The sequence below is a fragment of the Microcoleus sp. D3_18a_C4 genome, from assembly GCF_036702415.1.
Lineage (GTDB): Bacteria > Cyanobacteriota > Cyanobacteriia > Cyanobacteriales > Microcoleaceae > Microcoleus.
Genome location: NZ_JAUBTI010000001.1, coordinates 164027 through 187876, shown reverse-complemented (window position 1 = coordinate 187876; position 23850 = coordinate 164027). Strand labels below are relative to the sequence as shown.

Annotated in this window: 18 protein-coding genes; 6 read left to right on the top strand and 12 right to left on the bottom strand. The window is 44.8% G+C overall.

What is annotated here, in order from left to right; all coding sequences use genetic code 11:
• Window positions 1-114: 114 nt before the first annotated feature.
• From QUB16_RS33440 to QUB16_RS00835, 3 genes are all read right to left on the bottom strand, one after another.
• Window positions 115-225 carry a helix-turn-helix domain-containing protein gene (locus QUB16_RS33440; protein ID WP_445251082.1) on the bottom strand — a complete coding sequence of 37 codons (111 nt, stop codon included), beginning with the start codon at window positions 223-225 and terminating at the stop codon, window positions 115-117.
• 414 nt (window positions 226-639) lie between these two features.
• Window positions 640-1284, bottom strand: a complete 645-nt coding sequence (locus QUB16_RS00840; protein WP_333290285.1) for an IS607 family transposase — start codon at window positions 1282-1284, stop codon at window positions 640-642.
• Between the two features lie 65 nt (window positions 1285-1349).
• Entirely contained in the window at window positions 1350-1928 is a 579-nt protein-coding gene (locus QUB16_RS00835) for a hypothetical protein (RefSeq protein ID WP_333290287.1), read from the bottom strand.
• A 565-nt stretch (window positions 1929-2493) separates the two neighbouring features.
• Between QUB16_RS00835 and QUB16_RS00830 the strand changes: the two genes are divergently transcribed.
• Window positions 2494-3399, top strand: a complete 906-nt coding sequence (locus QUB16_RS00830) for an alpha/beta hydrolase (RefSeq protein ID WP_333313340.1) — start codon at window positions 2494-2496, stop codon at window positions 3397-3399.
• A gap of 172 nt (window positions 3400-3571) precedes the next feature.
• Here the strand turns inward: QUB16_RS00830 and QUB16_RS00825 are convergent, their stop codons facing one another.
• Window positions 3572-4096 carry a DUF4330 domain-containing protein gene (locus QUB16_RS00825; RefSeq protein ID WP_333313339.1) on the bottom strand — a complete coding sequence of 175 codons (525 nt, stop codon included), beginning with the start codon at window positions 4094-4096 and terminating at the stop codon, window positions 3572-3574.
• A 372-nt stretch (window positions 4097-4468) separates the two neighbouring features.
• Here QUB16_RS00825 and QUB16_RS00820 point away from each other — a divergent pair, with 372 nt between their 5' ends.
• Window positions 4469-5320 carry a M48 family metallopeptidase gene (locus QUB16_RS00820; RefSeq protein ID WP_333313338.1) on the top strand — a complete coding sequence of 284 codons (852 nt, stop codon included), beginning with the start codon at window positions 4469-4471 and terminating at the stop codon, window positions 5318-5320.
• A 317-nt stretch (window positions 5321-5637) separates the two neighbouring features.
• Here QUB16_RS00820 and QUB16_RS00815 read toward each other — a convergent pair whose 3' ends face one another.
• The 5 genes from QUB16_RS00815 to rfbF form a co-directional block, all read right to left on the bottom strand.
• Window positions 5638-6408, bottom strand: a complete 771-nt coding sequence (locus QUB16_RS00815) for a metallophosphoesterase family protein (protein ID WP_333313337.1) — start codon at window positions 6406-6408, stop codon at window positions 5638-5640.
• Window positions 6409-6737: 329 nt separating this feature from the next.
• Window positions 6738-7484 (bottom strand): DUF1995 family protein, encoded by a 747-nt coding sequence (locus QUB16_RS00810; RefSeq protein ID WP_333313336.1) that lies wholly within the window; start codon window positions 7482-7484, stop codon window positions 6738-6740.
• 248 nt (window positions 7485-7732) lie between these two features.
• The gene (locus QUB16_RS00805) at window positions 7733-8464 is read right to left on the bottom strand and encodes a cyclase family protein (RefSeq protein ID WP_333313334.1); all 732 of its coding nucleotides are present in this window, start codon (window positions 8462-8464) and stop codon (window positions 7733-7735) included.
• Between the two features lie 139 nt (window positions 8465-8603).
• Window positions 8604-9668: an acyl-CoA dehydrogenase family protein gene (locus QUB16_RS00800; protein WP_333313332.1), complete on the bottom strand. Its 1065-nt coding sequence runs from the start codon at window positions 9666-9668 to the stop codon at window positions 8604-8606.
• Between the two features lie 185 nt (window positions 9669-9853).
• On the bottom strand, window positions 9854-10630 hold the full coding sequence (gene rfbF, locus QUB16_RS00795) for a glucose-1-phosphate cytidylyltransferase (RefSeq protein ID WP_333313330.1): 777 nt from the start codon (window positions 10628-10630) through the stop codon (window positions 9854-9856).
• A gap of 526 nt (window positions 10631-11156) precedes the next feature.
• Between rfbF and QUB16_RS00790 the strand changes: the two genes are divergently transcribed.
• Both QUB16_RS00790 and QUB16_RS00785 read left to right on the top strand, forming a co-directional pair.
• Complete coding sequence (locus QUB16_RS00790) at window positions 11157-11696, top strand: RNase A-like domain-containing protein (protein WP_333313329.1); 540 nt, start codon at window positions 11157-11159, stop codon at window positions 11694-11696.
• A complete protein-coding gene (locus QUB16_RS00785) occupies window positions 11693-11992 on the top strand; it encodes a contact-dependent growth inhibition system immunity protein (protein ID WP_333313327.1) in 300 nt (99 codons plus the stop codon). Before QUB16_RS00790 ends, QUB16_RS00785 begins: the two co-directional genes overlap by 4 nt.
• A gap of 125 nt (window positions 11993-12117) precedes the next feature.
• Here the strand turns inward: QUB16_RS00785 and QUB16_RS00780 are convergent, their stop codons facing one another.
• The 3 genes from QUB16_RS00780 to QUB16_RS00770 form a co-directional block, all read right to left on the bottom strand.
• Entirely contained in the window at window positions 12118-13482 is a 1365-nt protein-coding gene (locus QUB16_RS00780; protein ID WP_333313326.1) for a GH39 family glycosyl hydrolase, read from the bottom strand.
• A gap of 36 nt (window positions 13483-13518) precedes the next feature.
• Window positions 13519-17025, bottom strand: a complete 3507-nt coding sequence (locus QUB16_RS00775) for a glycosyltransferase (protein WP_333313324.1) — start codon at window positions 17023-17025, stop codon at window positions 13519-13521.
• Window positions 17026-17159: 134 nt separating this feature from the next.
• Window positions 17160-19703: a glycosyltransferase gene (locus tag QUB16_RS00770; protein ID WP_333313323.1), complete on the bottom strand. Its 2544-nt coding sequence runs from the start codon at window positions 19701-19703 to the stop codon at window positions 17160-17162.
• Between the two features lie 160 nt (window positions 19704-19863).
• On the opposite strand from QUB16_RS00770, the gene QUB16_RS00765 reads away from it, so the two are divergent.
• Window positions 19864-22182, top strand: a complete 2319-nt coding sequence (locus tag QUB16_RS00765) for a tetratricopeptide repeat protein (protein ID WP_333313321.1) — start codon at window positions 19864-19866, stop codon at window positions 22180-22182.
• A gap of 182 nt (window positions 22183-22364) precedes the next feature.
• Window positions 22365-23657, top strand: a complete 1293-nt coding sequence (locus QUB16_RS00760; protein WP_333313320.1) for an ATP-binding protein — start codon at window positions 22365-22367, stop codon at window positions 23655-23657.
• The last annotated feature ends 193 nt before the right edge of the window (window positions 23658-23850 follow it).

The window sequence follows — 23850 nt, the reverse complement described above, 5'->3', positions numbered from 1 at the left end:
CAACTAAGAGGACACACAGCACCAACTTCTAAACGGGTGTCTATTTCGCAATAAGACCCAAAAGCATAGCTCCGAGGCGTTTCAACATTTCTGTTGTTAGTCTCCCAGCCGCGCTCAGCGTTCTCTCAGACAATAATTACGGTGCTTACGCAGTGTTATAAGCCATTGGGCCATGAGCGCGGCTTGCTCTTTGTTCGGTTTTAACTTGTAGTTCCAGCGTTGCATTGTTTTTACCTCCTTGCTATATTGTACACATAAACTGAGTACACATCGTGGAAGTTATGGAAAAAGATAAGAGATTGCATATACGCATCAGTTCTCAAGAAGCTGAAATTCTTGCCCGTTACTGTACAAAGACAATGCGCTCTCAATCAGACGTACTGAGAGGGTTGATTAGGAAACTGGAAAATCAATAAAAAGCCGTCGTAGAACGACGGGGCTTCAGACCCAGTTTTTTGGTGAGAACTTTTTTGACTTCGTTGATCGCCTTCGAGTCCGAAAGCTTGCCCTCACTATAAATCAGGGTTCGCAAGAACCCGAAATTAAACACAACCTGCCTCCATGCTTAGTGTTTTGCCCTCACAGTCGCTTCGTTGTTATTCAATTTTAGCGATCGTTTGACGGCAAACATAGTTAAACTTACTTTGACTTTTTTACTTGATGAGGTATATGGGACTCTGAACAAGGATCTATATCCTCTACAATATTCTTAACTTTTGCTTGATATTTCCGTAATCCGTAGAGGCGGGAAGAAAAGCCGTCGATGATCGACAGTAAATCTTGAGTCAATTCTTCCTGCGGTGAAAGGGTTTCGGCGTTGGCGACGATAATCGTTCCGCCATTCCACTGTAGAATTTGCTCGACCAATTCAAATCCAAATCGGCACAGTCGATCTTTGTGAGCCACGTATAGCATCTTGACTTCGCCCTGTATTGCCCATTGTATGATTTGCAGGAATTTGGGACGATTGAAGTTCAGTCCTCCCCCAATCTCTTGAATCGAGTCAGTGATGGACACACCTTGCGCCAAGCAAAATTGTTCCATAGCCTGTGTCTGGCGAAGTAACTCTGGTTTTTGTCCAGCGCATGAGACCCGGCAGTAGACGATAACTCGGTTTGGTGTTTTACCTGTTTTCAGATTTCGCGCGATACTAAGGTGACTGTCTGTATAAAGACGTTGGTTGCCTAGTGTCCTATTGGGGACTAACTTGCCTTCACTTTCCCAACGCCGCAAGGTAGAAGACGAAACTCCAACTAATTTTCCAAATTCTGCCACTTTCCACATAGAAATTCCTCTTAAGGATTAACTATGGATAAGTTTAGCGAACTATGGGGTGATTTAGTTCAAGTCTAAAATCCAAAAATCAAGTCATCGACTACTAGCTGACCGTCAAAAGCGTAAAAAGTAATTCGATGAATATTCGGAGCTTTTACGCGCAGGGGAGCCCTAGGGGCGATCGGAGAATTAGACCCGATCAGATTGGGCGCCGGCATTTCATCCTGAACAATTGGGTTGCCGTCAATATCACAAGCAGATAAAACAGTTCGTCGCGAACTGGTGACAAGTCCTGACACCCAGCGAACTGGATACTTAAAAATTACTTCTATCAGTCCGCTTTTGGGGGCTCCCATTAACACTGTTGCCCCTGAACCGGTGAAAAATGCTGGGTTTGAAGGTTGGATGGCGACGGCATTGCTAAAAGTCACCCCCCAATGTGCAAACTGGTGTTCTACTACTTCAAAGCATTTCAAGTCTTCTAAAGCTACGCGGACGATCGCAGGTACCGTGGCGCGCGATCGCACATCTGACCCTGCGCCCGATCGTTCTGGAGTAGCGACAAAAGACTTTTTGCCGTTTAAATCCATGCTTCGACAGGCTGTGTCAAATTCTGCCAACCCGTCCGATTGAAGACTTTTCGCATCAACCATAAAACCCTCGCGATCCCTTTTTCTGAGCAGTTGCATTTTAGTAGACCTCCCTGAGATTAGTTGTTTCTTGTGTTTTGGAATTGATAACGGCGAGGCCAGTGATTGCCAAACCTGCAATTAGGAATCGAAACCCCATCGCCCGCCCTCCAACAAAGACTTTCGACCTCAAAAGCCACTGCTCCGCAAAATATCGTGATTAATGATTCGTGATTGGCGAGCCTCCGCCAACCTGCCGCCTGCTTGAAAGCGAGTTCTAATACTCCTGCTTTCCGAGCGCCTGCTTTCGGGGTTGGCGAACAGACTCTATTTTGTTGAGGGGTCTTACCCATCATTTTGCTATTATCTCCGATCGGCGGTAGTTTGCAAGGGTAAGGATAACTACACAGCCGAATTGCCCAAATCGCAAAACTTACTTGCTGTCTGTAGTTTCACGCTTCACCTGTACTAAAATAGATTTAAATCATTACTCAATCTTTACAAAAACGCCACCAGCTTTGCAAGTTTTTTAAATAAAGACGGGGCGACGGAAAAGAATCTAAAATATAACAGCGATTAAGGTTAGTTTATGCTTGTACCCCTCGGCTTCGGTCAGCGATCGATAGTTACTTCTCTCGGCAGAATGGTCTACTACACTGCTGAAAAAATGCCTTGGATGGGGTTGCCGACCTCAACTTCGGAAAATAAGCCCAACTTAGTATTTTTTCACGGTTTTGGCGGCGGGTCGAGTGCCTACGAATGGTCGAAAGTTTATCCGGCTTTTGCGACAGAATATCGAATTTTAGCACCGGATTTAATCGGTTGGGGGCGATCGGAACATCCGGCAAGAAATTATCAGGTTGAAGATTATATCACAACTTCGATCGAATTTCTCGAAAAAACTTGCGGTAGTCCGACAGAGGTGATTGCTTCTTCGCTAACAGGGGCGATCGCGATTCGAGCTGCGATCGCACGGCCGGATCTCTTCAAATCCCTAATTTTGACGATACCCAGCGGTTTGTCGGACTTCGGACAAGATTACGGCAGCAGTTTCTTCGCTAAGCTAGTCAACACGCCGATTTTAGACAAATTGCTCTACAGTACCGGAATCGCCACAGACGGCGGCATCCGTAGCTTCCTAGAACAACGCCAATTTGCCGATTCGCGTCGCGTTTACCAAGAAATTGTTGATGCTTACCTCCAATCTGCTTTGGAACCAAATGCAGAATATGCCGCCCTGTCTTTTGTGCGGGGAGATTTGTGCTTTGACTTGTCGCTGTACATCACTCAGCTAACAACGCCGACAGCGATTATTTGGGGAGAAAAATCGCAGTTTACCGGCCCCGATATCGGCCAGCGGTTGGCAAATCTCAACCCCGAAGCAATCAAAGTTTTTCAACCTCTGGAAAACGTAGGTTTGACTCCGCAGTTAGAAATTCCCGCTGTCACGATTGGCTTAATTAGGCAATACTTAAAATTGCTTTCGGAAGGGTAAAGAAGTTCGGCAACGGATTTTGTAACGGATGTAACGGATGTAACGGATGTAAAGGATAGAAGGAAGAAGGAAGAAGGAATATGAATTCCCTCTTCCCCATTAGCAATGACTACTGACTACTGACTACTGACTACTGACTACTGACTACTGACTACTGACTACTGACTACTAATTATTCTTTCACTCGCACGTCGATGACGCTGGCGTTGAAAATGTACTTGTTGCCTTCAAGCTCTAGCGTAGTGCCAATTTTGACTTTCGTATTACCTAAAACCGGGCCATTTTCAGTAAGTTGACCTTTTCCCTCTAAGGTAAACATCATATTTTTGCTGAAAGCTTCTTCTTCTCTGGGGTCGGGGAGAGCTTTCAGAGTGCCGTTGGGCTGAGGAACTGCTAGGGTTCTGGTGAGAGTTTTGGCTGATTTGATGGTAATCTGACCGGAGGGTTGATTGCGGATCACCACATTGATTTTATCACCTGGTTTGAACAAATCTTGAACGTTTGTTCCTTTGAGACCGATCGCAATTGCATCAATCTCTACAGGTTTGATACTGGTGCCGACTTGGGCGACGGAACCGCCAGAAGTGCCGGGAAAGAAGAAGATTCCGACTGCAACTAGCAGTACGATCAGAGCTGCAGCTACGTCTAGAATGCTGAGTTTGCCGAACAGTCGGCCTTGAGAATCTAAAATTTTCATAATCGCCTATTATACTGATAGCGACAGGAGTATGTTTACAAGCTCAGGACTTACGCAGACATCGATGAAAAACAGATGCTGCTATTGCTGAGCTACCGCTGGCAATGACATACTTTATTGATGTGTAAGTCCTGAAGCTAAAAGATATTACCACAACGATCGCCCCAAATCCGCATGACTGGGGCACTTAACCCAGAAGGCAGTTGACGGCGGTTGGTTGGCCTGCGGGCCGATCGCCCAGAAGCTGGTGGCGCCGTTAAAAATTGACAAAAAGCTAGAATAGCAACTAATCAGCCTCAAATTGCGTCTGCCTATTTAGTGACTTTTCGAGTTTTTCCTACAATTTTATCTAACTTCTGGCACCTATCACTCATGTTAAAAAATTTTTGGTTGACTTGCCGGCGTACTTGTGGCCGGGGGATTTATCTGTTTCTGTCCCTGATGGTGGCTGCGGGTATCTGGGTGGTTTCCCCGGAACCGACTCAAGCATTTTCTTTGCCTGAACTGATTTTCCGAGGCATTCAAGTTATTCAATTGTCGAATATGTCCGATCGCCAAGAGGTGACTATTGGCCGACAAATTAATCAGCAGTTAACCAACAGCGAGTTTAAGATTGACCGCGATCGGGACACTACAGAATATATCAACCGCATCGGTCAACGACTCGCTCAAGAAAGCACTCGCCCGAATATTCCTTATACTTTTCAAGTCATTGACGACGACGCGATTAATGCTTTTGCAACTATGGGCGGTTTTGTTTATGTGAATAAAGGTTTGATGACGGCGGCGGACAATGAGGCAGAATTGGCCAGTGTCATCGCCCACGAAATCGCTCACATTAATGCTCGCCACGCGATTAAACAAATGCGTCAAATGGCCATAGCTTCAGGCGTAGCTTCGGCCACTGGGCTCGATCGATCTCAGGCGGTTCAGATTGGGGTAGAATTGGCTTTGCGGCGCCCCCACAGTCGCCAAGCTGAGTATGAAGCCGATCAGTTGGGATTGCAAACTATGGGGCGAGCCGGCTACGCTCAATCTGGGATGGTTGATTTTATGAAAAAGTTGCTCAACAAGCCTTCTCCTCCTAGCATTTTAAGCACTCACCCGGCAACTGGCGATCGTATTGCTGCTATTTCACAGGCTATAGATCCGGATCTTGCTAGCGGTGAAGGTTTGGATAATGAGGATTACAGGCTAGAAATCCGCAGGCTTTTGGGCTCGTAGCAATTTTAAATCAGTCAGACACTCTCTTATTTTCTCTTCTCTTCCCTTCTCTTTTCTTACTTCGCGATCTTCGCGTCTTCGCGGTTCGTTAAAAAATAAATCCAGTTACTAAGGTATGTCAGCAGCAAGTTAATTTCGATTTAATAGATATCACATCTTGCACCATTCTCAATTAGCCTTTTAGGAACAGGCAAGATGCCTGTTCCACAAGAAAATCTACTCTTTGTGGAACGGGCCGGAGAGCCCGTTCTTGAGAATCGTGCAAGATATAAGATAGATCGAACTTAAACTGACATACCCTAAAACGAAAACTTGATTTAACACTGCTGTTGAACAATAGAATCGATCGCAGGTTGCGGGGGTGCAATCGGCTGGGGCTTCAATTGCCGGACAACTTCGTCAAACGGCAAAATTCGGACTTGATTGTTAAATACATTTACTTGATAAACTCTGCGGTAGCTGAGGTCAAATCCTGTCAGCCAGCCGCTTTTGGGATGATAAGCACCCGTGTCAATATCCAACCACCCTTCGCCCCTGACTAATTCGCCCGGTCTGACCCCATGAAAGGTAAAGGTGATTGTGTGACCGGTGATAATTAATTTATTGGGAAAATAGGGTTTCGACATGGTGTGAAATTCCCTGCGAATCCAACAGAGTTGTTCGATCGACTGTTCATCGAGCGACAGATGGGGGTCAACGCCGGCGTGAACCAGCCAGATGTCCCCTAAATCCAGGTGCGTGGGGAGCGATCGCAGCCACTCTAAGTGTTTGTACGGCATCATCCCTGTCTCTCTGTAGCTGGCTACTGTCGCATCGCCGCCACTGTAGAGCCAAGATTGCCACGCTCGCATATCCATCGGCGTCCCCGACAAAGCCTCCAGCATCAGTTGTTCGTGGTTGCCCAACAGAGTGTGGTAGGGGCTTTGCTGCACAAAATCTAATACCTGAGCGCTTTTGGGGCCACGATCGATTAAGTCTCCCAAAAAATAGACGCGATCGTCCAAGCCGGGGGCAAGTGCCTCTAGCAGGGTCATTAAGCCGTCGTAATGCCCGTGTACGTCCCCGATAACAATGCGCCGATGCTCCATTGTGTTTATCCGCTTCCCTGACTCAAAAGCCCCATCTCTAGCTTATAGCATCTGATTTTGCTGTTATTTGCCTCCCCTCTTTTACGGTGGAGGGGTGTCACCCATTATAGTGCTTTTTATAAAGATTCTGTAAAGCTCGCCAGTACCTGTTGGCGTAGCTACTGGTAGAAACACAGGCAAGCTGTTAATTGTGCTTCTGCAACTGCTGTTACTGAGGCAAAGCTTTGAGTTATTTCACGCTTTAGGGTGCATCAGCGATTAGCCGACGGATTAAGTCGAAAATAATCCTACCTGACACACCGTAAAATACGATCGAGCCTTAACGATTGTTACTGAGTCAAAGCTTTGAGGAATGTCTGGAGTTCTGCCAAAAAACCTTTCTTTTTTAAGGGTTTGGCAGGTGTGGTGGAGTCAGGATCGGCGCTGGGGAGAGAAGCGGCTAAAATCCGCTCTAAATCGTCTCCGACTGGTTTTTGGGCGGTTTCAGAAATTAGTTTGTATTCGTCGTTTGTTTCCAGCCACACTTGCCAAGATTGGGGGTAGCAGCGGAATAAAGCAGCAGTGTCTAGGGGTCTGATGTAGTAGCAGGATTCAATTTTGCTGAGGAATCGATCGCGCAATTGGCGGCCCGCATAGCCTATACCTATGGTGGCAACATCTTCGAGGCGCGGGTTGAGTAGAATTACTGGGCGACCTGCAGCAGCTATGTAAAGTTTTTCGACTTGGGCAACTTCTACGGCTGCTGGATTGATCAAAATGAAAAGTTGATCTTCCGGCGCTATTTTATCTTCAACTGGAGTGCGACTGCTGCCTAAATCAGTTACTTTAAACGGTGTTTCTCCCCAGTCGCGGCGCGCGAGGGCTGCCGCACCGGTGTCTGGAAAAAAGACTTTTACTCCGGGGTAGATTTCCTCAAATTCTGGGAGGAATTGTAGGGTGATAGACTGTGCTTGCAGGGCGATTTCTGGAAATACTAATTCGACTTGCAGTAGAGTTTTGCCGTCCGAGAGGGCAGCGGCGGTGGCAATGCGGGATTGGGCGATCGCCTCGTTGAGATCCTTGGGCAGTTCTGTCATTAATTTAATTGTTTTTACTCGACTTTTCTCAATCTAATTTTACCTGAGATATTGCACCATTCTCAATTACCTATTTATGAACGGGCAAGATGCCCGTTCCACAAGAAAATTCACTCTTTGTGGAAAGGGCATCCGGCTGTCCGTTTAGGAACAGGCTTTTCGGCCTGTTCCACAAAAAAAATTGACTCTTTGTGGAACGGGCATCTTGCCCGTTCTTGAGCATAATGCAATATCTAAGTTTTACCGCCTCAAGCAACAAAAGCTAACACCGACACGGGCGAACCGGAACCTCCCAAAAGGCGCAATATTCCGATAACTAAAGTCATTTCAGCCGCAGGTAACAAGTCGAGATTTGCTAGATTTTCCAGCACTATTCGTTGCTTTTCCAATACCAATTTGTTAACCGCAAAACTTTCATCTCGCCCGGTATCGACTCCGTGAGTGTCGGTGCCAATTCCCGCGATAGAGCGTTCTTCTAGCAAAAATTGAGTTGCTGCTTTGCCAAATCCCGGAAAGTGGCAAATTCCGCGATCGTCTCGGTTGAAAAATGCTTTCTCGTCATCCCATTTTTCTTGCCAGCCAGTATACAATAAAACTAGATTTCCCGGTTCTATAAGTTTGTGCTGCCGTTCCCAAGTCAATATATCATCAATTGTTAAAGTGTAGTCGGGATTGGCAAGACTTTGCTTTCGGATGTCGATCGCAATTGCGGGCACAACGAGCGACTGCGGGGAATAACTATCAATGCTGGCGCCTCCTGCATAAAAGCTGTTGGGTGCGTTGATGTGAGTGCCGCTGTGTTCTCCCATCGAAAATTTTCGCAGGAAATATCCGTCTGTTTCTATTTGAGCTACTGTGGCAATTTCTGTCGCTGGATCTCCGGGCCAAATGGGAATATTTGGGTGAATTGAATGGGTTAAGTCTACAATTTTGCTGTAGGCGATCGTTTTGAGATTATTGGAGTTTAATTGGTCTGTCATCAGGTAAAATATATCTATTATTTATTAAACACAGTTTCTTCAATTCTAAAATCTAAAATCTAAAATCTAAAATCTAAAATCTAAAATCGATTGACCGTCTGCACTCTCAATCTAAAATCTAAAATCTAAAATCTAAAATCTAAAATTGGATTAGTCGATCGAGCGTTGCTTCCATCACATCCTTTGTTTGCCCGGAAACAGTATACACCAAAGCTTCTCGATAAACTCTCCCGGCCGGGTGTACCGCACCGTTAGCACCACCGCTAGAAACTGCAACTGCAGCGTGCCCGCAACGCACCGCTAAATCAATGGCTTGAGCTCGCAGCGCTAATTGTTCTGTTTTCGAGCTATGTTGAGATTGTGGGAAATTCTGTTTTAGCCGATCGAGCTTTTGCTCTAGTTTTTGGCAAGCCGCCGTTATAAAAGGTGAATTCTTAGCAGCCCCGGCTGCTGCAATTACATCCAATCCCGCTCGAATACAGCCAAAAGTAGCCGGAACAAAATTCAGTATATTTTTGGTGTCGTTTTCCGAAATCCAGCCCACAGGTTTAACTGAAATTATTTCCGATTCATGCAGCAACCAATTATCGAGAGTGGCTGTCACAGTATTAGTCGAGTTCATGGCGATTAACTGCATGATTTCGCTACAAGCTATTTTACCATGTTCGCGTTCAATATTGGCAAAAGGCACTAAACCGAAAACAGCGCGTTCGTCAGGAAGTACCGCCGCTACAATAAACTTTTGAAACAAGCCAAAACCTGTTACCCAAGGAACTTTTCCTGACAGTAAATAGCCCACTTTTGTGGGAGTTGCGGTGACGGCCGGATTGCCCGATCGCCTTAAATGCGAAAACCCAATACCCAAGCGTAACTCTTTTTGGGCGATCGCGGGCAAGTATCTGCTTTTTAGCATTTCATTGTCGCTGTTGGCAAGCATCGCAGTTGCGCTGTGGTGCTGAGTTTGCAGGAAAGACAAAGCGCCGGAATATCGAGCCGTCAATTCCTGATATTGGTAAAAAATCTCCGGTGCAATTTCGGCACCGCCCCATTTTTGGGGAACTCGCAATGCTAAGAGCGATCGATCTTCCAATCCCGCAACTGCTGTTTTCAGCGCTTCCGAGTCGCTGTCGATAATTTCCGCGTGGGGTAAAACGCACTTTTGCAGGTAAGTTTCTGTGTAGTTGAGAATAGCTTGAAAATCCATGTTTTATAATTATTTTATAGCAGAGGTAGGGACACGGCACTGCCGTGTTCCTACTTATTTCCTCACATTCTGCACCCTTATCAAGAACAGGCAAGATGCCTGTTCCACAACAAATAAGTTCTCTCTCTTGTGGAACGGGCATCTTGCCCGTTCATAAAAGGCTGACTGAGAAGGCCACAACTAACTTATTTCCACACTTTCCAAGGAGCCTTCCCTTCATCCCAAAGTTCGTTTAAATACTTGTACTCTCGAAAAGTATCCATCGCAAAGAAAAAGCCGTCATGACGGTAAGCCATCAACTGTCCGTCTGCGGCCAAACGCTGCATCGGCTCCTGTTCTAAAATACAATCATCTCCCCCCAAATACTCAAATACCCGGCGGTTAAATATCATATATCCAACACTGATCCAGCCATCTATTTGAGGTTTCTCCGAAAATTGTACTACGCGGCTCTCGCTGTCTACATCCAAAATTCCAAAGCGAGAAATCGGACGGAATGTGGTGACAGTTGCCAGCTTTCCGTGAGACTTATGGAAATCCACAAGTGCTTCGATATCAACATCAGCAACTCCATCGCCGTATGTCACCATGAAATTCTCGCGATCGATATATTTTTCGATCCGTTTTACCCGGCCTCCCGTCATGCTTGCTGCGCCAGTTTCAGCCAGTGTCACCTTAAAATCTTGTTCGAGATGTTCCTCGTGATAAGTGATGATATTTTGGCGTCCCAGACAGATAGTAAAGTCATTGTTCATGGCTTCATAATTGAGGAAATATTCTTTAATCATGTTGCCGCGATAGCCCAAGCACACAATAAAGTCTTGGAAACCGTAGTGTGCATATATCTTCATGATGTGCCAAATAATTGGATGCCCCCCCACCTCAACTAAGGGTTTCGGACGAAATTCTGTTTCTTCTCTGAGACGAGTACCGAGACCACCTGCTAGGATAACTACTTGCATTTTTTCAATTTTTTAAAGATGATCAATTAATTTATCATCAATCATCAGTGATTTAGTCAAAGAATTATTAACTTTTTCTCATACTGAGTGAAGCTTTGTAAACCACAGAAATCACGAACTATTCTCAATCATCGTAGGGTGCGGGCGGATCGCCCTCTATTTACCTCTATTTATGAATAATCCTAGGGTGCGCGCGGAGAACCATGTATTTAAATATTGCGGGAAATTTCTACTTAACCGTAGGTCGCGCACTGCACACCGTATATTTAAATGCGGCGCGCTATTTCTAACTTATACCAATTTTTTATGAGGTTGCATAGAATCCGATCCCCCCTTAGCTTGCCCCCTACTCCCCCTTAATAAGGGGGGGGCAAGATTCTTCTCTTTCGTCCCCCTTATTAAGGGGGATTTAGGGGGATCGAGATATGTGCAACTTCACATTAAATTGGTATTACGAATGGTAGATTAGGAAATAGACAAACAAAGCCAACACCTCTACTAAATATAAGGAAGAGATTCACCAGCAATGAAAACTCAACTCGATCGCCTAAAAAAGTTTTTAGGTATCCTGTGTGCGATCGCCTCAATAATTATATTATTCCAATCGGCTATATCTGATGTTTACGCCACGGTTGTTGCACCGAAAATCTCAACCATACCACAAACCACCGTAGCTTTTGTACCCAACATACCGGGCGGCGGATTAGACTTTCACGAATCAGCCGGAGGACACACTTTAGAGAGACACGTTGGTAAAACAGAAGCACAACTAGCACAGCGACTCGCAAGCGAAACGAGAATTCCTGCCGCATCTTCTTTTACTGATCGTTCCGTCGCCGAAGCGGCTATTGCAGAAGCAATGAACAGAAATCAAAGTGCGATCGACTCTTGGGTGAAAACTCAAGGTAATCGTTATACGATCGACTACAATGCCAACAGAATAATTGGCATTACTCTGCGTCGCCGCACATCCAAAGCAACTTCAACATCTCGCCTGAGAATCGTCCTCCAGCGCAGCGCCAAATTACCTCCCGGATACTTTATTCTCACAGCCTATCCCCAATGATCGATCAATTTCCTCATTTAACCCAATTTTTCAGTTCCTACTTTCACCAAGACTGGCCGTTAGAAGCTGACATTCCCAGTGATGTAGTGAACAACTACCGCAGCAGCGAACCGCCCGCAAGTGTTGAAGCTGCATCGCAAGAACTCAGCAAACTGCTAGAAATGCCGATCGCCCCCGCCGATTTAGAAGCATTCATCCTCGATGAATTAGGGTGTTACTACGACCCACAATCCGAAAATCAAACAGTCCGAGAGTGGTTGGAATCGGTGCAAAAATCTTTGAATAATCCCAGCTAAACTCTACTGACATCAGCTACCGCGCGATCGATAAACCCGTAGGGGCGGGTTCACCACTAGCCTCAAAAAGTACAGATAGGTTAAATAAACCCGCCCCCACCCCGCGATTTCTCTTCAAATCAAGCTCACTTGCTAACCGTCAATAAGTAGCCTTCGTGGACGTTGAAATTAGGGATAACATAAGCCAAGCTGCCGCTACCCACCGAAAAACTTTCTTCTTTAACGGTGACAAGCTTTGGCACGGCTCCTTCTTGATTGTTGGGAATCTTTTCTAACTTTAGAGTTATTTTCTGACCTCTTTGAATACCTAGCTGATCCAAATTGCCGAGGGTTAATGTTACCGTTGTTGCTGAGGAAAAATTGGGATCGAAATAACCTAAAAGTATCTGTGCTTTACCTTCAGGATTTGACTTACTGGCTAAAGCGACAAGGCGATTGTTATTTGACCAACTCTGCACCCGCGAATTAACTCCGTCAGCATAAGCTTTGTAAGCCCACCAAGCAGCTCTCGGCTCAAAAGTATTAGGCGTGACCATCCCACTCAGCGTATTGTTGAAGCAATTGCTAACTTTATTTGGCCCTTGAGTATCCCAACAAGCTCTGCAAGCACCGTCAGCTTTTGCATACTCTAAGTTATACAAATAACCTAATATTTCCCCCGGCTGGTACTGCGCTAAGTTCCCGACAATTTCGTTGACGTAAATTTTTTGCAATTTCAGTTCCTTGTAAGAGGGACTTTGCTGAAAATTGCGTTTAGCCTCAATTACGTGATCGTCAACAAATAAAATCATCGCGTCGTTAAGTTCGTGCCATGAGAGGAAATTAACTTCAAGTTTGTTAGCCTTGCAGTAATCCAAAAAAGCCGCAAGATATTCTTTGCTGTAGTGGCCGAGGCTCGGCCCGCCAATCATTGCTGACGGCCCCAATTCTTCCCGCAAGATTTTGTAAGCTCTTTTGTAAGTTTCAAAGAATTGTTCTCTGCTTCCCTTCCAAAATGGATCTTTCCAATCTGGTTCATTCCATACATCCCAAATAATTTTCTTGCCTTTATTTTGCTGGGCTAACTGTCGGATGAATGCTTCCCACGCGGGGTAGTTTTGATAGGGCCAGCCATTGGGATTGGTACCGTAGCCCCACAAGTCGCTGACTACTAACTGAAACTCGGCTCCGCTGGCGATTATGCGATCGTAGATATCGAGTCTCCCGGCCCGCCAAAGTTTGGGCTGCAAGGGTTTGATCGAGCTATCCGGCGGTTTTGCAGTGTCGATTCCGTGCAGGATGCCGCTCATGGAAATTGTACCGGTGGCTGGCTGTCCAAAATCTACTGTAACGTTCGATCGCAGTTGGGCGATCGCTCTTGGCTGTCCCAAATAGGCTATTAACAGAACAGTGACAATAGCTAAACAAATTGGCAGCAGTTTATTAATACGTGGGAACTTGAATGTAAATTGCATATCTTTTGTTTGGTTGATGTTTTGTGGAATGGGCATTTTTCCCGTTCCTAAGAATGCTGCAAGAACTCAGTTTTAACGAACCGATGAAAACACTTCAAAACCCTGTATTGATTCTATCACTTGTTGCCAAGATAGGGAGTTGATCAGCTCGTGGGTATCGAACGGAACTCCTTTTTCTGCTGCGAAAATACCAAAATTTTTCACCCAATCAAAGATAGTTTCTGTGGTAAAATAAGGCGTGCAGGCCCAAGCAGATTGCAAATTACTCGCCATCTCGGACATATCTCCCCGATCGTAAGCCTCCCAAGCTTTCCACACTAAATAATAGTATTTCAGCAGGCTATCCACTTGCTGTACCTGCTTTTTGAGTTTCGGACTAATAGAGAAACTGTCGCTCTCATCGTCACTTACCAATGCCTGTTCAATTATTTCTCCATATTCCCGAAGCATCCGTTCTTCTTTGAATAGTTCTTGGGCTCGCGCTTTGCACGCTTGTCCTGCAAGTCTGCGCGATTCTGGATTTTCTGCCCATATTTCCACCGTTTCTACTAACTCTTTTACTGTTCCTTCTGGGTCGATTGTAGGATCGGGGAGCAACTTTCCCGTATCTCCCAATTCTTCAGGAATCCCGCTGACTGCTGTGGCAATTACGGGCAATCCTTTGGCCATTGCTTCCATAATTGCTAGCGGCATTCCTTCTGCTTGGGAAGATAAAATAAAGATGTCGCTGGCGTCGAGGCAATCGGCAATATCCCAGCGCTGTCCTAAGAATTTAACCTGTTCTTCTACTCCCAATTTGCTCACAGTTGCTCTTAATTCAGGTTCCAGATTGTCGTGAGTCGTAGACCCCGGCCCGGCCCAAACAAAGTAAATTTGGGGCCAAATTGGACGATTTTTCAATTGGGCGATCGCCTGCAATTGATACTGATATCCTTTAATTGGGGTCAATCTCGCCGCCGTAAAACAAACGACAGCACTTTCGGGGATTCCTTGTTCTTGACGCAGGCGTTGGCGAGTAGAAAGATTTGGCGGCTCAAAATAACTATTTGGTCTGCCATAATAGATTACTTTTCCTCGTTCTAGACGCGCTTTAAATAGACTTTGGAACAAGTTTAAATTTTCGTGGGAAACTGCTACTGCTGCTTTGGCTACAATGTACTGGTAGGCAACTGCATCGAAATAGGGAATTTGATCGCCGCGATCGAAGGTTTCATAATTGCGATTGATATAACCCAGACTGATTATGTACGGTATATTTTGCTCGATCGCAACTTGTTTAGCTGCAAAGTTAGCCATCGGCCAGCCGTCACTAAATATAATTAAATCCGGTCGAGCCTGGGCGTAAATCTTTTGAGCATCATCCAAATTGTAAGCTATTCGCAAAAACTCTTTCATCGTGTCGAACTCTAGCCAAATATGTTCGATACCTAGCTGTTTTTGTTCGGCAATTAAAGGGTTAGAAGCTTGACTTTGAACGCTGGTTACTCGGTAGCCATCGGCAGCTAATTTACACATCAGCGAGTGGTTAAACTGAGCCAATCCGCCGACTCCTGAGTCTTCTGTGTACAGGAGTACGTGCTTTGTTGGCGGCCTATAACTCGAACTGGGCTCGGGTTTAAACTGATAAGGATTGTTAGCTGCGATCGCCACTATGTCTTGCCATTCCTGTAAATTGGTTAAGGCATAGGCATCAAAGTTGTAGCCGTACTGTTCTGAAACCCCCTTAAAAGTTTCCAGCCAATTAAAAACAGTTTCAGTGCCTGTCAGATTAGTGTAATACAGAGATTTTTCCAGACATTCGACCATTGCTAGCAAATATCCGTCGCGGTACATCCGCCATGCTATCCATACGAAACACTTGTAACGTTCCGCGCGTTTCAAGTCACGGATGTGCTGAGGTAAGTCTGGCCGAGCAAAAAATTGCTCCATCAAAATTTCGGTATTTTTCATTAATTTGGAGCCGTTAGACATGATATTGCTGTCGTGCTGACGATAGCAGGTTAATATCTCTTTTAACCAAACTGACTTGCAGCCTTTTAAACCTAAACGTAGCACAAAATCTAAATCTTCGGTTGGCGGCAAGCGATGATCGAAACCCCCCAAGCGTTCCCACCACTCTCGCCGCAGCATCATGGCGCTGGGACGCACTGATTTGTAGAAAACAAAGGCTTCTAAATCTAATTTTGGTTCTTCTTCCCAAGGCTTTACTCCATAGATGCCTTCGTCGTTTTTGCCAACGATAACCCAACCTGTTTGCACCATATCTAATGTGGGGTCAGCGTCAAAGCAAGCTACTTGTTTTTCTAGTTTTTCGGGTAAGAAGAAGTCGTCAGCATCTAAAAAAGCTAAGAATTCCCCTTTGGCTAACTTGCAAGCGCGATTGCGAGCTATTGCGGCTCCTTGATTTTCTTGATAAACATACTGAATTAAATCGAGGTAAGGCTCTAAAACTTGGCGAGTGCTGTCGGTAGAGCCGTCGTCTACCACAATAATTTCCAAGTCTTGGTAAGTTTGATCTATCGCACTTTCGACGGCTTTAGCAATGTAGCACTCGCAGTTATATGCCGGGATAATTACGCTAACTCGCACTGTTTTCTGAGGGAGAATGCTAGACATTAATTTTTTCCATTCGGGTAAGTTTCTTAAAGATTGGATATTTCGGGGAAATCCGTAAGCTTTACAGCACCAACCCAGACGATTTATCCAATCTCCTACGGTTTTTTTAGCAGAGTAAGGAGTATAAGCGAAAGATTTTTGGTAATACTCAACCGCTGACGCCGGATAGCCGGTATAGTACAAGTGCCATGCCATCCATGTCAGTGCTTCGTAGAAAGCAGGATTTTCTAAGTCGCGGATGTGCTGTGGCAAATCGGGTTTATTGAATAAGTTTTGTTTTAATTTAATAAACAGATTTGCTTGTGCGAGCGATTTTTTAATTGACACATTTTTGTCATGCTGGCGATAACATACGGTCACCTGGGGTAGCCAAGCCGATTCGCAGCCTAACAATGCTAAACGCAATACTAAATCGGCATCATCTACGGAATCAAACTCTGAGTTGAATCCCCCTACATTTTCTAACCACTTTCGCGAAAACATCATGGCGCTAGGAAGTACGGGCATCTGTACTATCCATGTTTTTAAGTTTAATGTTGGGAAATATTCCCAACCATTGATATCGGAAACTGTCTCTCCTTGCTCTTTAACAATTCGCCAGCCACTATTAACAATTCCTAGTGATGGCTGAGCGTCAAATAACGCAACTTGTCCAGCTAACTTATCGGACAAGAAAAAGTCATCTTGATCTAAAAAAGCAATTAATTCACCTCGCGATTCCTGAATTCCTCGGTTGCGGGCGGCAGCTACTCCTTGGTTTTCCTGATAAACATAGCGAATTTTGTCAAAATAAGGCTGCAATGCTTGGCGGGTGTCGTCGGTTGAGCCGTCGTCTACGACGATAATTTCCCAGTTTTTATAGGTTTGGCTGATGACGCTTTCTACCGCTTGCGCGATGTAGCGAGATCCATTATATGCTGGAATAATTACACTTACTCGCGGTGTCGGATTTGCTATTGACATGAATTTTATCGGTGATCAGGAAGTTCGGCAACGGATTCTGTAACGGATGTAACGGATGTAACGGATGTCAGGCAGAAGGCAGATGCAATTCTACTGTTGAGAGCAATCCGAATGTGAAATGTAAATTTGGTATTTTAGCGTGCATAAAATACAGATTCAATACCCTGTAATTCCTGGACTAATTGTTGCCATTCTGCTGAATTAATTAGAGAATATGTATCTAAATTATGCCCTTTAGCTGAGGAAAAAATGCCAAAATATTCTACCCAGCTTAACAGCGTTTCTGTTGTCAAAAAAGGTGTGTACTTCAAAGATTCTTGAAGCCACTTCTGCATTCCGCGTAGATCTTCTTGACAGTAAGCCTGCCAAGCATTCCATACTAAAGAGCTGTAGTTGACCAGGCTTTCTATTTTCGCAATTGACCTCTGCACCTCTTTTTGAGTAACAAATGGATCTGTTTGACGATCGCAAAGTAAAGCTTTTTCGATCGCCTCAATCGACTCTGCCAACATCCGTTCCTCTTTAAACACTTTCTCGGCCCGCTGCTTGCAAGCTTGACCGATTTGATGCCGTAATTCTGGATTCATTGCCCAAGCTTCTACAGTTTTCGCCAATTCCCTGGCGGTTCCCTCTGGATCGGTATTCGGATCGGGCAACAATTTCCCAGTATCGCCAAGCCCTTCAGGAATGCCGCCCACAGCCGTTGCAACTATCGGCAATCCCTTAGCCATCGCTTCCATGACTGCAAGGGAAGGCGCTGCATCTGCTACAGAAGTCAAAATGAATATGTCGCTAGCATCGAGCCAATCTAGGATATCCCAGCGCTGTCCGATCGCCTTCACGCGATCGCTCACCCCTAACTCTTTAATAGTTTCCCTCAATTCTATTTCTACATTGTCAGCGCTTCCCTCACCAGTTCCTGCCCAGACAAAATACAGTTTAGACCACACAGGAGACTGCTGCAACAGCTTGATTGCTTCGATCTGATATCGATGCCCTTTAATCGATGCCAATCGAGCCGATGTGAAACAGACAATCGCATCTTCAGGAATATCTATTTCTTGTCGCCGACGTTGACGAGCCCCAGCATTAGGAGGTGCAAAATATTTGGGAGAACGCCCCAAGTAAATCACTTGTCCTCGCTCTTTTGGCAACTTGAAATGTTGGCACAATACATTCAAATGTTCGTAAGCCCCAACAACCACCGCTCTAGCTTGCAGGCAGTGGTAGAGCACTCCTTCTACATAAGGCACTACATCCCCGCAGGAAAAAGTTGCGTGTTCTGGTATAACTAACCCGATCACCATCATGTATGGTATTCCCATTTCTATAACTACCTGTTTAGCTGCAAAATTGGAAAATGGCCAACCATCGCTAAAAATAATCATATCCGGTTTATTACTAGCAAAAAGCTCTCGTGCATCCTGAGTATTTCTTAACACCCGCTGTAAATCTTTATGGCCGATAAAATCCAGCCACAAGTGCTCTATACCTAACTCTCGTTCTCGCTCAAGCAAGGGGCTAGAATATTTGGTTTGCACGCAAGTGACTCGATACCCTAACAAGGCTAACTGGCAGAGAATGGCATGATTGTACTGCGCTAATCCTCCCACGCCCGGATCGTCCGTGTTGTAGAGTAAAATGTGCGCTTGCGCTTTTGAAGGCGTGGGAATATAACTCTGTTGAGATTGGGGTGGATTAGTCATCACCATCAAAATTATCTCTTGCCATTGGGCTAACTTACTCAGCGAATAAGCGTCAAAGTTTTCACCATATTCTTCAGAAGCCATCTGAAAACTTTCCAGCCAATTCAAGACTGTTTTTGTGGGCGAAAAAGGCGTATATTGCAATGACTCTTCTAAACACTGGGCCATCTCTGTTAGATGACCGTCGCGATACATCCGCCATGCCAGCCACTTTAAGCATTGATAGCGTTCCGGGTTTTTTAACTGCCGGATTGACTGAGGCAAATCGGGTCGAGCGAAGAATTTTTTAATCACAATTTCTATATTCTTCATTACGCGAAAACCGCTTGACATGAGATTAGAATTGTGCTGGCGATAACAGGTAAGTGTCTCTTCTAACCAAACTGCTTTGCACCCCTTTAAAGCTAAACGCAAGGCAAAGTCTAAATCTTCTGCTAGGGGAAACTGAGAATCGAAACCGCGCAATTTTTCCCACCACTTTCGGCGCAGGATCATTGCACTCGGTCGCACGCATTTATATAGAATAAAGCTTTCTAAATCTAATTTTGACGCTTGCTGCCAAGGCTTGACAGCAGAAATTTCTCGCCCGGTTTCATCGACTATCACCCAACCTGTTTGCACCATATCTAAGGTGGGGTTAGCGTTAAAGCAAGCTAGTTGTTTCTCTAGCTTTGATGGTAGGAAATAGTCATCGGCATCTAGAAATGCCAAAAACTCGCCTTGCGCTAGTTGGCAAGCAATATTTCTGGCGGCTGCTACTCCTTGATTTTCCTGATATATGTAGCGAATTCTGTCAAAATAAGGCTGCAATACTTGCTGCGTGCGATCGCTAGAACCGTCATCTACAACAATAATCTCCAAATCAGTAAAAGTTTGGGACAGCGCGCTCTCCACCGCTTGTACGATGTAGCGAGATCCATTATATACAGGTATAATTACGCTTACTTGCGGTGTTCGAGTAGGTGTTGACATTATTTAGCTCGCTGTTAACCTATGATTATCTAGTTTATATTAATGTCGCGCACATTCAGCATTATTCTGTGTTCGGTAGCTCTACTTACAAAAACTTGAACTTTGGCAAAGTGTAGCATATAATTTTACAGGGAATGATTACTCAAAAGGAAAATAAAAAATGAATTCAGAAACAGTGCAAGTGAATTTCCAGCAGCAGGCAGAAATTTATTTGGCTACAGGGAACTTCGATCGGGCGATCGCACTTTGCCAACAAGTTTTGGCATCTGAACCCAATTCAGCAGAGACTTGCAAGACCTTGGGAAAGGCGCTGCAAGCTCAGGGTAAACTAGAAGACGCAAGGTATTGGTATAAAGTTGCGATCGCTCTGCAACCCGATTTTGCCGAAGCTTTTGCTAACCTCGGCACTCTCTGCGCTACTTGGGAACAGTGGCAAGAGGCGATCGCCTGTTACCAAAAAGCCATCTCCCTGCAACCAAACTTTGCAGGATTTTACCGTAATTTGAGCCGGATATTTACCCAAGCCGGTCAAGCTGAAGAAGCCGCAGACTGTTGGTATCAAGCACTCATGGTGGAACCGATAGAGATAGCGGAAGAATATCTCGATTTAGGTAATACTTTGTTGGCGCAAAACAAGCCAGAAAAAGCGCTGACTTGTTACCACCGCACGATTTATTTAAACCCAAGTTTTTGCGAAGCTTACTGCCAATTAGCAGAAGCTGCTAGCGAGCTAAAGCAGTGGGACGAAGCTATTGTTAACTACCGCAAAGCTATTCAACTCCAGCCGGAGATTTCGGATTTTCATTACAAATTAGGCAATGTTTTGCAAGCTAAGGAACTCTGGCGCGAAGCGGAGGCTGCCTACCGAAAAAGTATTGATTTAAATCCCAATTCTTTTTTGTCATACTACAACTTAGGCAGCGTGCTGCTCAAGTTAGAAAAATGGCAAGAAGCTGCGATCGCCTACCGCACGGCTGTTGAAATTAACCCGGATTATTCTTGGTCTTACTACAGCATCGGTGCAGCTTGCGATCGATTAGAAGAATGGTCTGAATCCGCCGCAGCTTACCAGCGCGCTACTGAATTAGACCAGAATTTTTTCTCAGCTTTTCACCAGTTAGGGGATGCTCTTGTTAAACTAGAAAAGTGGTCGGAAGCTGAGGCTGCATACGAACGGGCGATCGCACTAAATGCGGATTTATTTTGGTCTCATTATAACTTAGCTTTGACTTTAGTTAAACTTCAAAAGTTTGAAGCAGCAACACTCGCTTATCGGCGGGCGATCGCACTCAATCCAGAATTCTCTTGGACTTACCACAATTTAGGAGCAGCGCTGTTAAAAACCCAACAGTGGAAAGCCGCAGCTACCGCTTACCAACGTGCTATTGAACTTAATCCCACTATTTCTTGGTCTTATTACAATTTAGGCGATGCTTTGAGTGGAAATCACGCATGGAACGATGCTGTTTCCGCCTACCTTTTTGCGCTTCAAATCGAGCCGTCCCTCCCGAAAATTTACATAAAGTTAGGTGAGGCTCTAATTAAAAGAACTCCGGTAGATTCAGATGTAGCAACTAGCTACTATCACCACGAAATGCAGCCGCAGCACGCTCCTGAATTTTACTGCGAAATAGCCCAAAAGTTTGTTGAGAGCGATCGGCTTAACGAAGCCATTATGTTGTACTTGATGGCATTAGAAATTAGACCAAAAGATCCAGAAATATCCCAAAAATTAGAGGATATTTTAGAAAAACAGCGTCAAACAGGGGAATCTACTCTATTATTAGAGTTAGAGGCTAAGGATCTTCGCGATCGCTACATTGCCCGAGTAGTCAAAGGCAAGACTTTTGCAGAAGTCGGCGGCTTGTGGGGAACTGTCAACGAAAAAGTATCTGTAGCTAGCAAATATGGTGCAGTTTCTCTGACAATGATTGATGTCAGCCCTGCCTCCTCCCACTGGTGGCAAGATTTTCACGATCGCATGACAAGTTTAAATATTGCTAATTATCACTGTATCAATCAAGATATCACTCAGATTCAGCTTGGAGACATTGGCGAGCCTTACGATGTAGTTCACTGTGCAGGAGTTTTGTACCATCACCCCCATCCGTTGCAGATTTTAGTTGCTTTGCGTCAGATAACTCGCGAGCATTTAATTTTCACTTCAGCTATTACCCAAGAAGTTATAGACAATGAGTTGGGACGCTATGAAATTCCGGCTTCTGGAGTAATGTTTGTTCCCGCTTTGGACGACGCAGAACGAGCTATTTTAACAGCTTATTGGCGGCCATACATCAACAACCACCAACTTATAGGGATAACTGAGAAAGCAGTTTTTGACATGAACGATTTTGCGCCGTGGTGGTGGCTGCCTACAGCTACTGCTTTAGAAGCTATGTGCGAAGTCGCGGGATTTAAAGTTTTAGACAAAGGATTGACTTGGAACAATAATGCTCTGACTCTCCTACTGGGGATTTGAGGATTGGTAAACGAACAATAACAGGACTTGCTTGTACACAAACGGCTAAACACCCAGTTTATGAGCGGGTTCCTCGTTTTCTTTCCCCATATTCCTACTAGAAACCGGGTGTTTTTCGTAATTCTCAAATAAAATAGCTGCAAACCTTTTTTGTGAAGAAAACAGGAACTGGGAAATAATCAATGAACAATCACCAACCTGGGACGCCGTTAGGAAACATTTTAGTAGTAGACGATACACCAGAAAACCTGCGTCTGTTGTCTACAATGTTGACTCAGAGGGGGTACACCCCCCGCTGCGTGATTAACGGAAAAATGGCTTTGAGAGCCTGCAATTCTAATCCACCAGATTTGATTTTGCTCGACATAATGATGCCGGAAATGAACGGCTACGAAGTCTGTCAGCACTTGAAATTAGAACCTAAAACTCGCGAAATACCGGTAATTTTTATCAGCGCTAAAGATGAAGTTTTCGACAAAGTAAACGCATTTGCTGTGGGAGGTGTTGACTATATCAGCAAGCCATTTCAGTTTGAAGAAGTGCTTGCCCGCATCGAAAGTCACCTCAGCCTGCGGAATTTACAAAAGCAGCTAAAAGAACAAAATATGCTGCTGCAAGAAGAAATCACGAGCCGCTTAGCAGTCGAAAAAACTCTTCAGGAAAAAAACCAAATTTTGCAACAAGAAATCAGCACCCGTTGCGCCGTTGAAAAAGCTTTGCAAGAGCAAAATTTGGTACTCCAACAAGAGATATCCCACCGCCAGCGCGCCGAATCGGCTTTATTAAAATCTAACCAAGAATTGGCACGTTCAAATGCAGAACTAGAACAATTTGCTTATGTGGCTTCTCATGACTTGCAAGCGCCTTTAGCAACCATTGCTAGTTACGCTCAACTTTTAGAAAAACGCTACAAAGACCAACTCGACAGCCAAGGTAGTAAGTTTATCGGCAATATCGTTCAGGGCTGCACCAGAATGCAAACTTTAATTGACGATTTACTCGAATATTCGCGCGTTGGCCGGAGTCGGAAACCTTTTCAACTGACAGATTGCAATCATGCAGTCGAGCAAGCACTCGCGAACCTGCAAGGGGCGATCCGTGAGACTAAAGCCCTTGTCACCTACAGCGAATTACCCGCGGTAATGGGGGATATTTCTCAACTCGTACAGCTATTTCAAAATTTAGTCAGCAATGCGATTAAATATCGCCACGATGCACCGCCTGTGGTTCATATTACCGCCTGCAAACACGAGGAAAACTGGTTAATTTCTGTCTCAGATAATGGAATTGGGATTGCTCCGCAGCATCAAAAACGTATCTTTCAAATTTTCCAGCGCTTGCACACTCAAAGAGAATATTCTGGGACAGGTATTGGTTTAGCAATTTGTCAAAAAATTGTGGAAATTCACGGCGGATGTATCTGGGTGGAGTCGGAACCGGAGCAAGGTTCAACTTTTCACTTTACTCTGGCTTAGTCGAGACCTCTTTTCGGCAAAAGGTATAAGCTATAAGGTAGGTAAACCGAAGTAATTTCTATAGTTTAAGTCAAACAATAGACAGTAGAATTTACAAGTTAACACCCTTTTATATGGAAAACAAAATAACTGAATAACTGGGAAAAAATGTGACTATCGGGGTTGGGATAGGGGCTATAGTTGCATGGTTTTT

Coding starts and splice junctions, on each gene's coding strand:
- QUB16_RS33440 (WP_445251082.1), bottom strand. CDS start 225: ATGCAACGCTGGAACTACAAGTTAAAACCGAACAAAGAGCAAGCCGCG.
- QUB16_RS00840 (WP_333290285.1), bottom strand. CDS start 1,284: ATGTGGAAAGTGGCAGAATTTGGAAAATTAGTTGGAGTTTCGTCTTCT.
- QUB16_RS00835 (WP_333290287.1), bottom strand. CDS start 1,928: ATGGTTGATGCGAAAAGTCTTCAATCGGACGGGTTGGCAGAATTTGAC.
- QUB16_RS00830 (WP_333313340.1), top strand. CDS start 2,494: ATGCTTGTACCCCTCGGCTTCGGTCAGCGATCGATAGTTACTTCTCTC.
- QUB16_RS00825 (WP_333313339.1), bottom strand. CDS start 4,096: ATGAAAATTTTAGATTCTCAAGGCCGACTGTTCGGCAAACTCAGCATT.
- QUB16_RS00820 (WP_333313338.1), top strand. CDS start 4,469: ATGTTAAAAAATTTTTGGTTGACTTGCCGGCGTACTTGTGGCCGGGGG.
- QUB16_RS00815 (WP_333313337.1), bottom strand. CDS start 6,408: ATGGAGCATCGGCGCATTGTTATCGGGGACGTACACGGGCATTACGAC.
- QUB16_RS00810 (WP_333313336.1), bottom strand. CDS start 7,484: ATGACAGAACTGCCCAAGGATCTCAACGAGGCGATCGCCCAATCCCGC.
- QUB16_RS00805 (WP_333313334.1), bottom strand. CDS start 8,464: ATGACAGACCAATTAAACTCCAATAATCTCAAAACGATCGCCTACAGC.
- QUB16_RS00800 (WP_333313332.1), bottom strand. CDS start 9,668: ATGGATTTTCAAGCTATTCTCAACTACACAGAAACTTACCTGCAAAAG.
- rfbF (WP_333313330.1), bottom strand. CDS start 10,630: ATGCAAGTAGTTATCCTAGCAGGTGGTCTCGGTACTCGTCTCAGAGAA.
- QUB16_RS00790 (WP_333313329.1), top strand. CDS start 11,157: ATGAAAACTCAACTCGATCGCCTAAAAAAGTTTTTAGGTATCCTGTGT.
- QUB16_RS00785 (WP_333313327.1), top strand. CDS start 11,693: ATGATCGATCAATTTCCTCATTTAACCCAATTTTTCAGTTCCTACTTT.
- QUB16_RS00780 (WP_333313326.1), bottom strand. CDS start 13,482: ATGCCCATTCCACAAAACATCAACCAAACAAAAGATATGCAATTTACA.
- QUB16_RS00775 (WP_333313324.1), bottom strand. CDS start 17,025: ATGTCAATAGCAAATCCGACACCGCGAGTAAGTGTAATTATTCCAGCA.
- QUB16_RS00770 (WP_333313323.1), bottom strand. CDS start 19,703: ATGTCAACACCTACTCGAACACCGCAAGTAAGCGTAATTATACCTGTA.
- QUB16_RS00765 (WP_333313321.1), top strand. CDS start 19,864: ATGAATTCAGAAACAGTGCAAGTGAATTTCCAGCAGCAGGCAGAAATT.
- QUB16_RS00760 (WP_333313320.1), top strand. CDS start 22,365: ATGAACAATCACCAACCTGGGACGCCGTTAGGAAACATTTTAGTAGTA.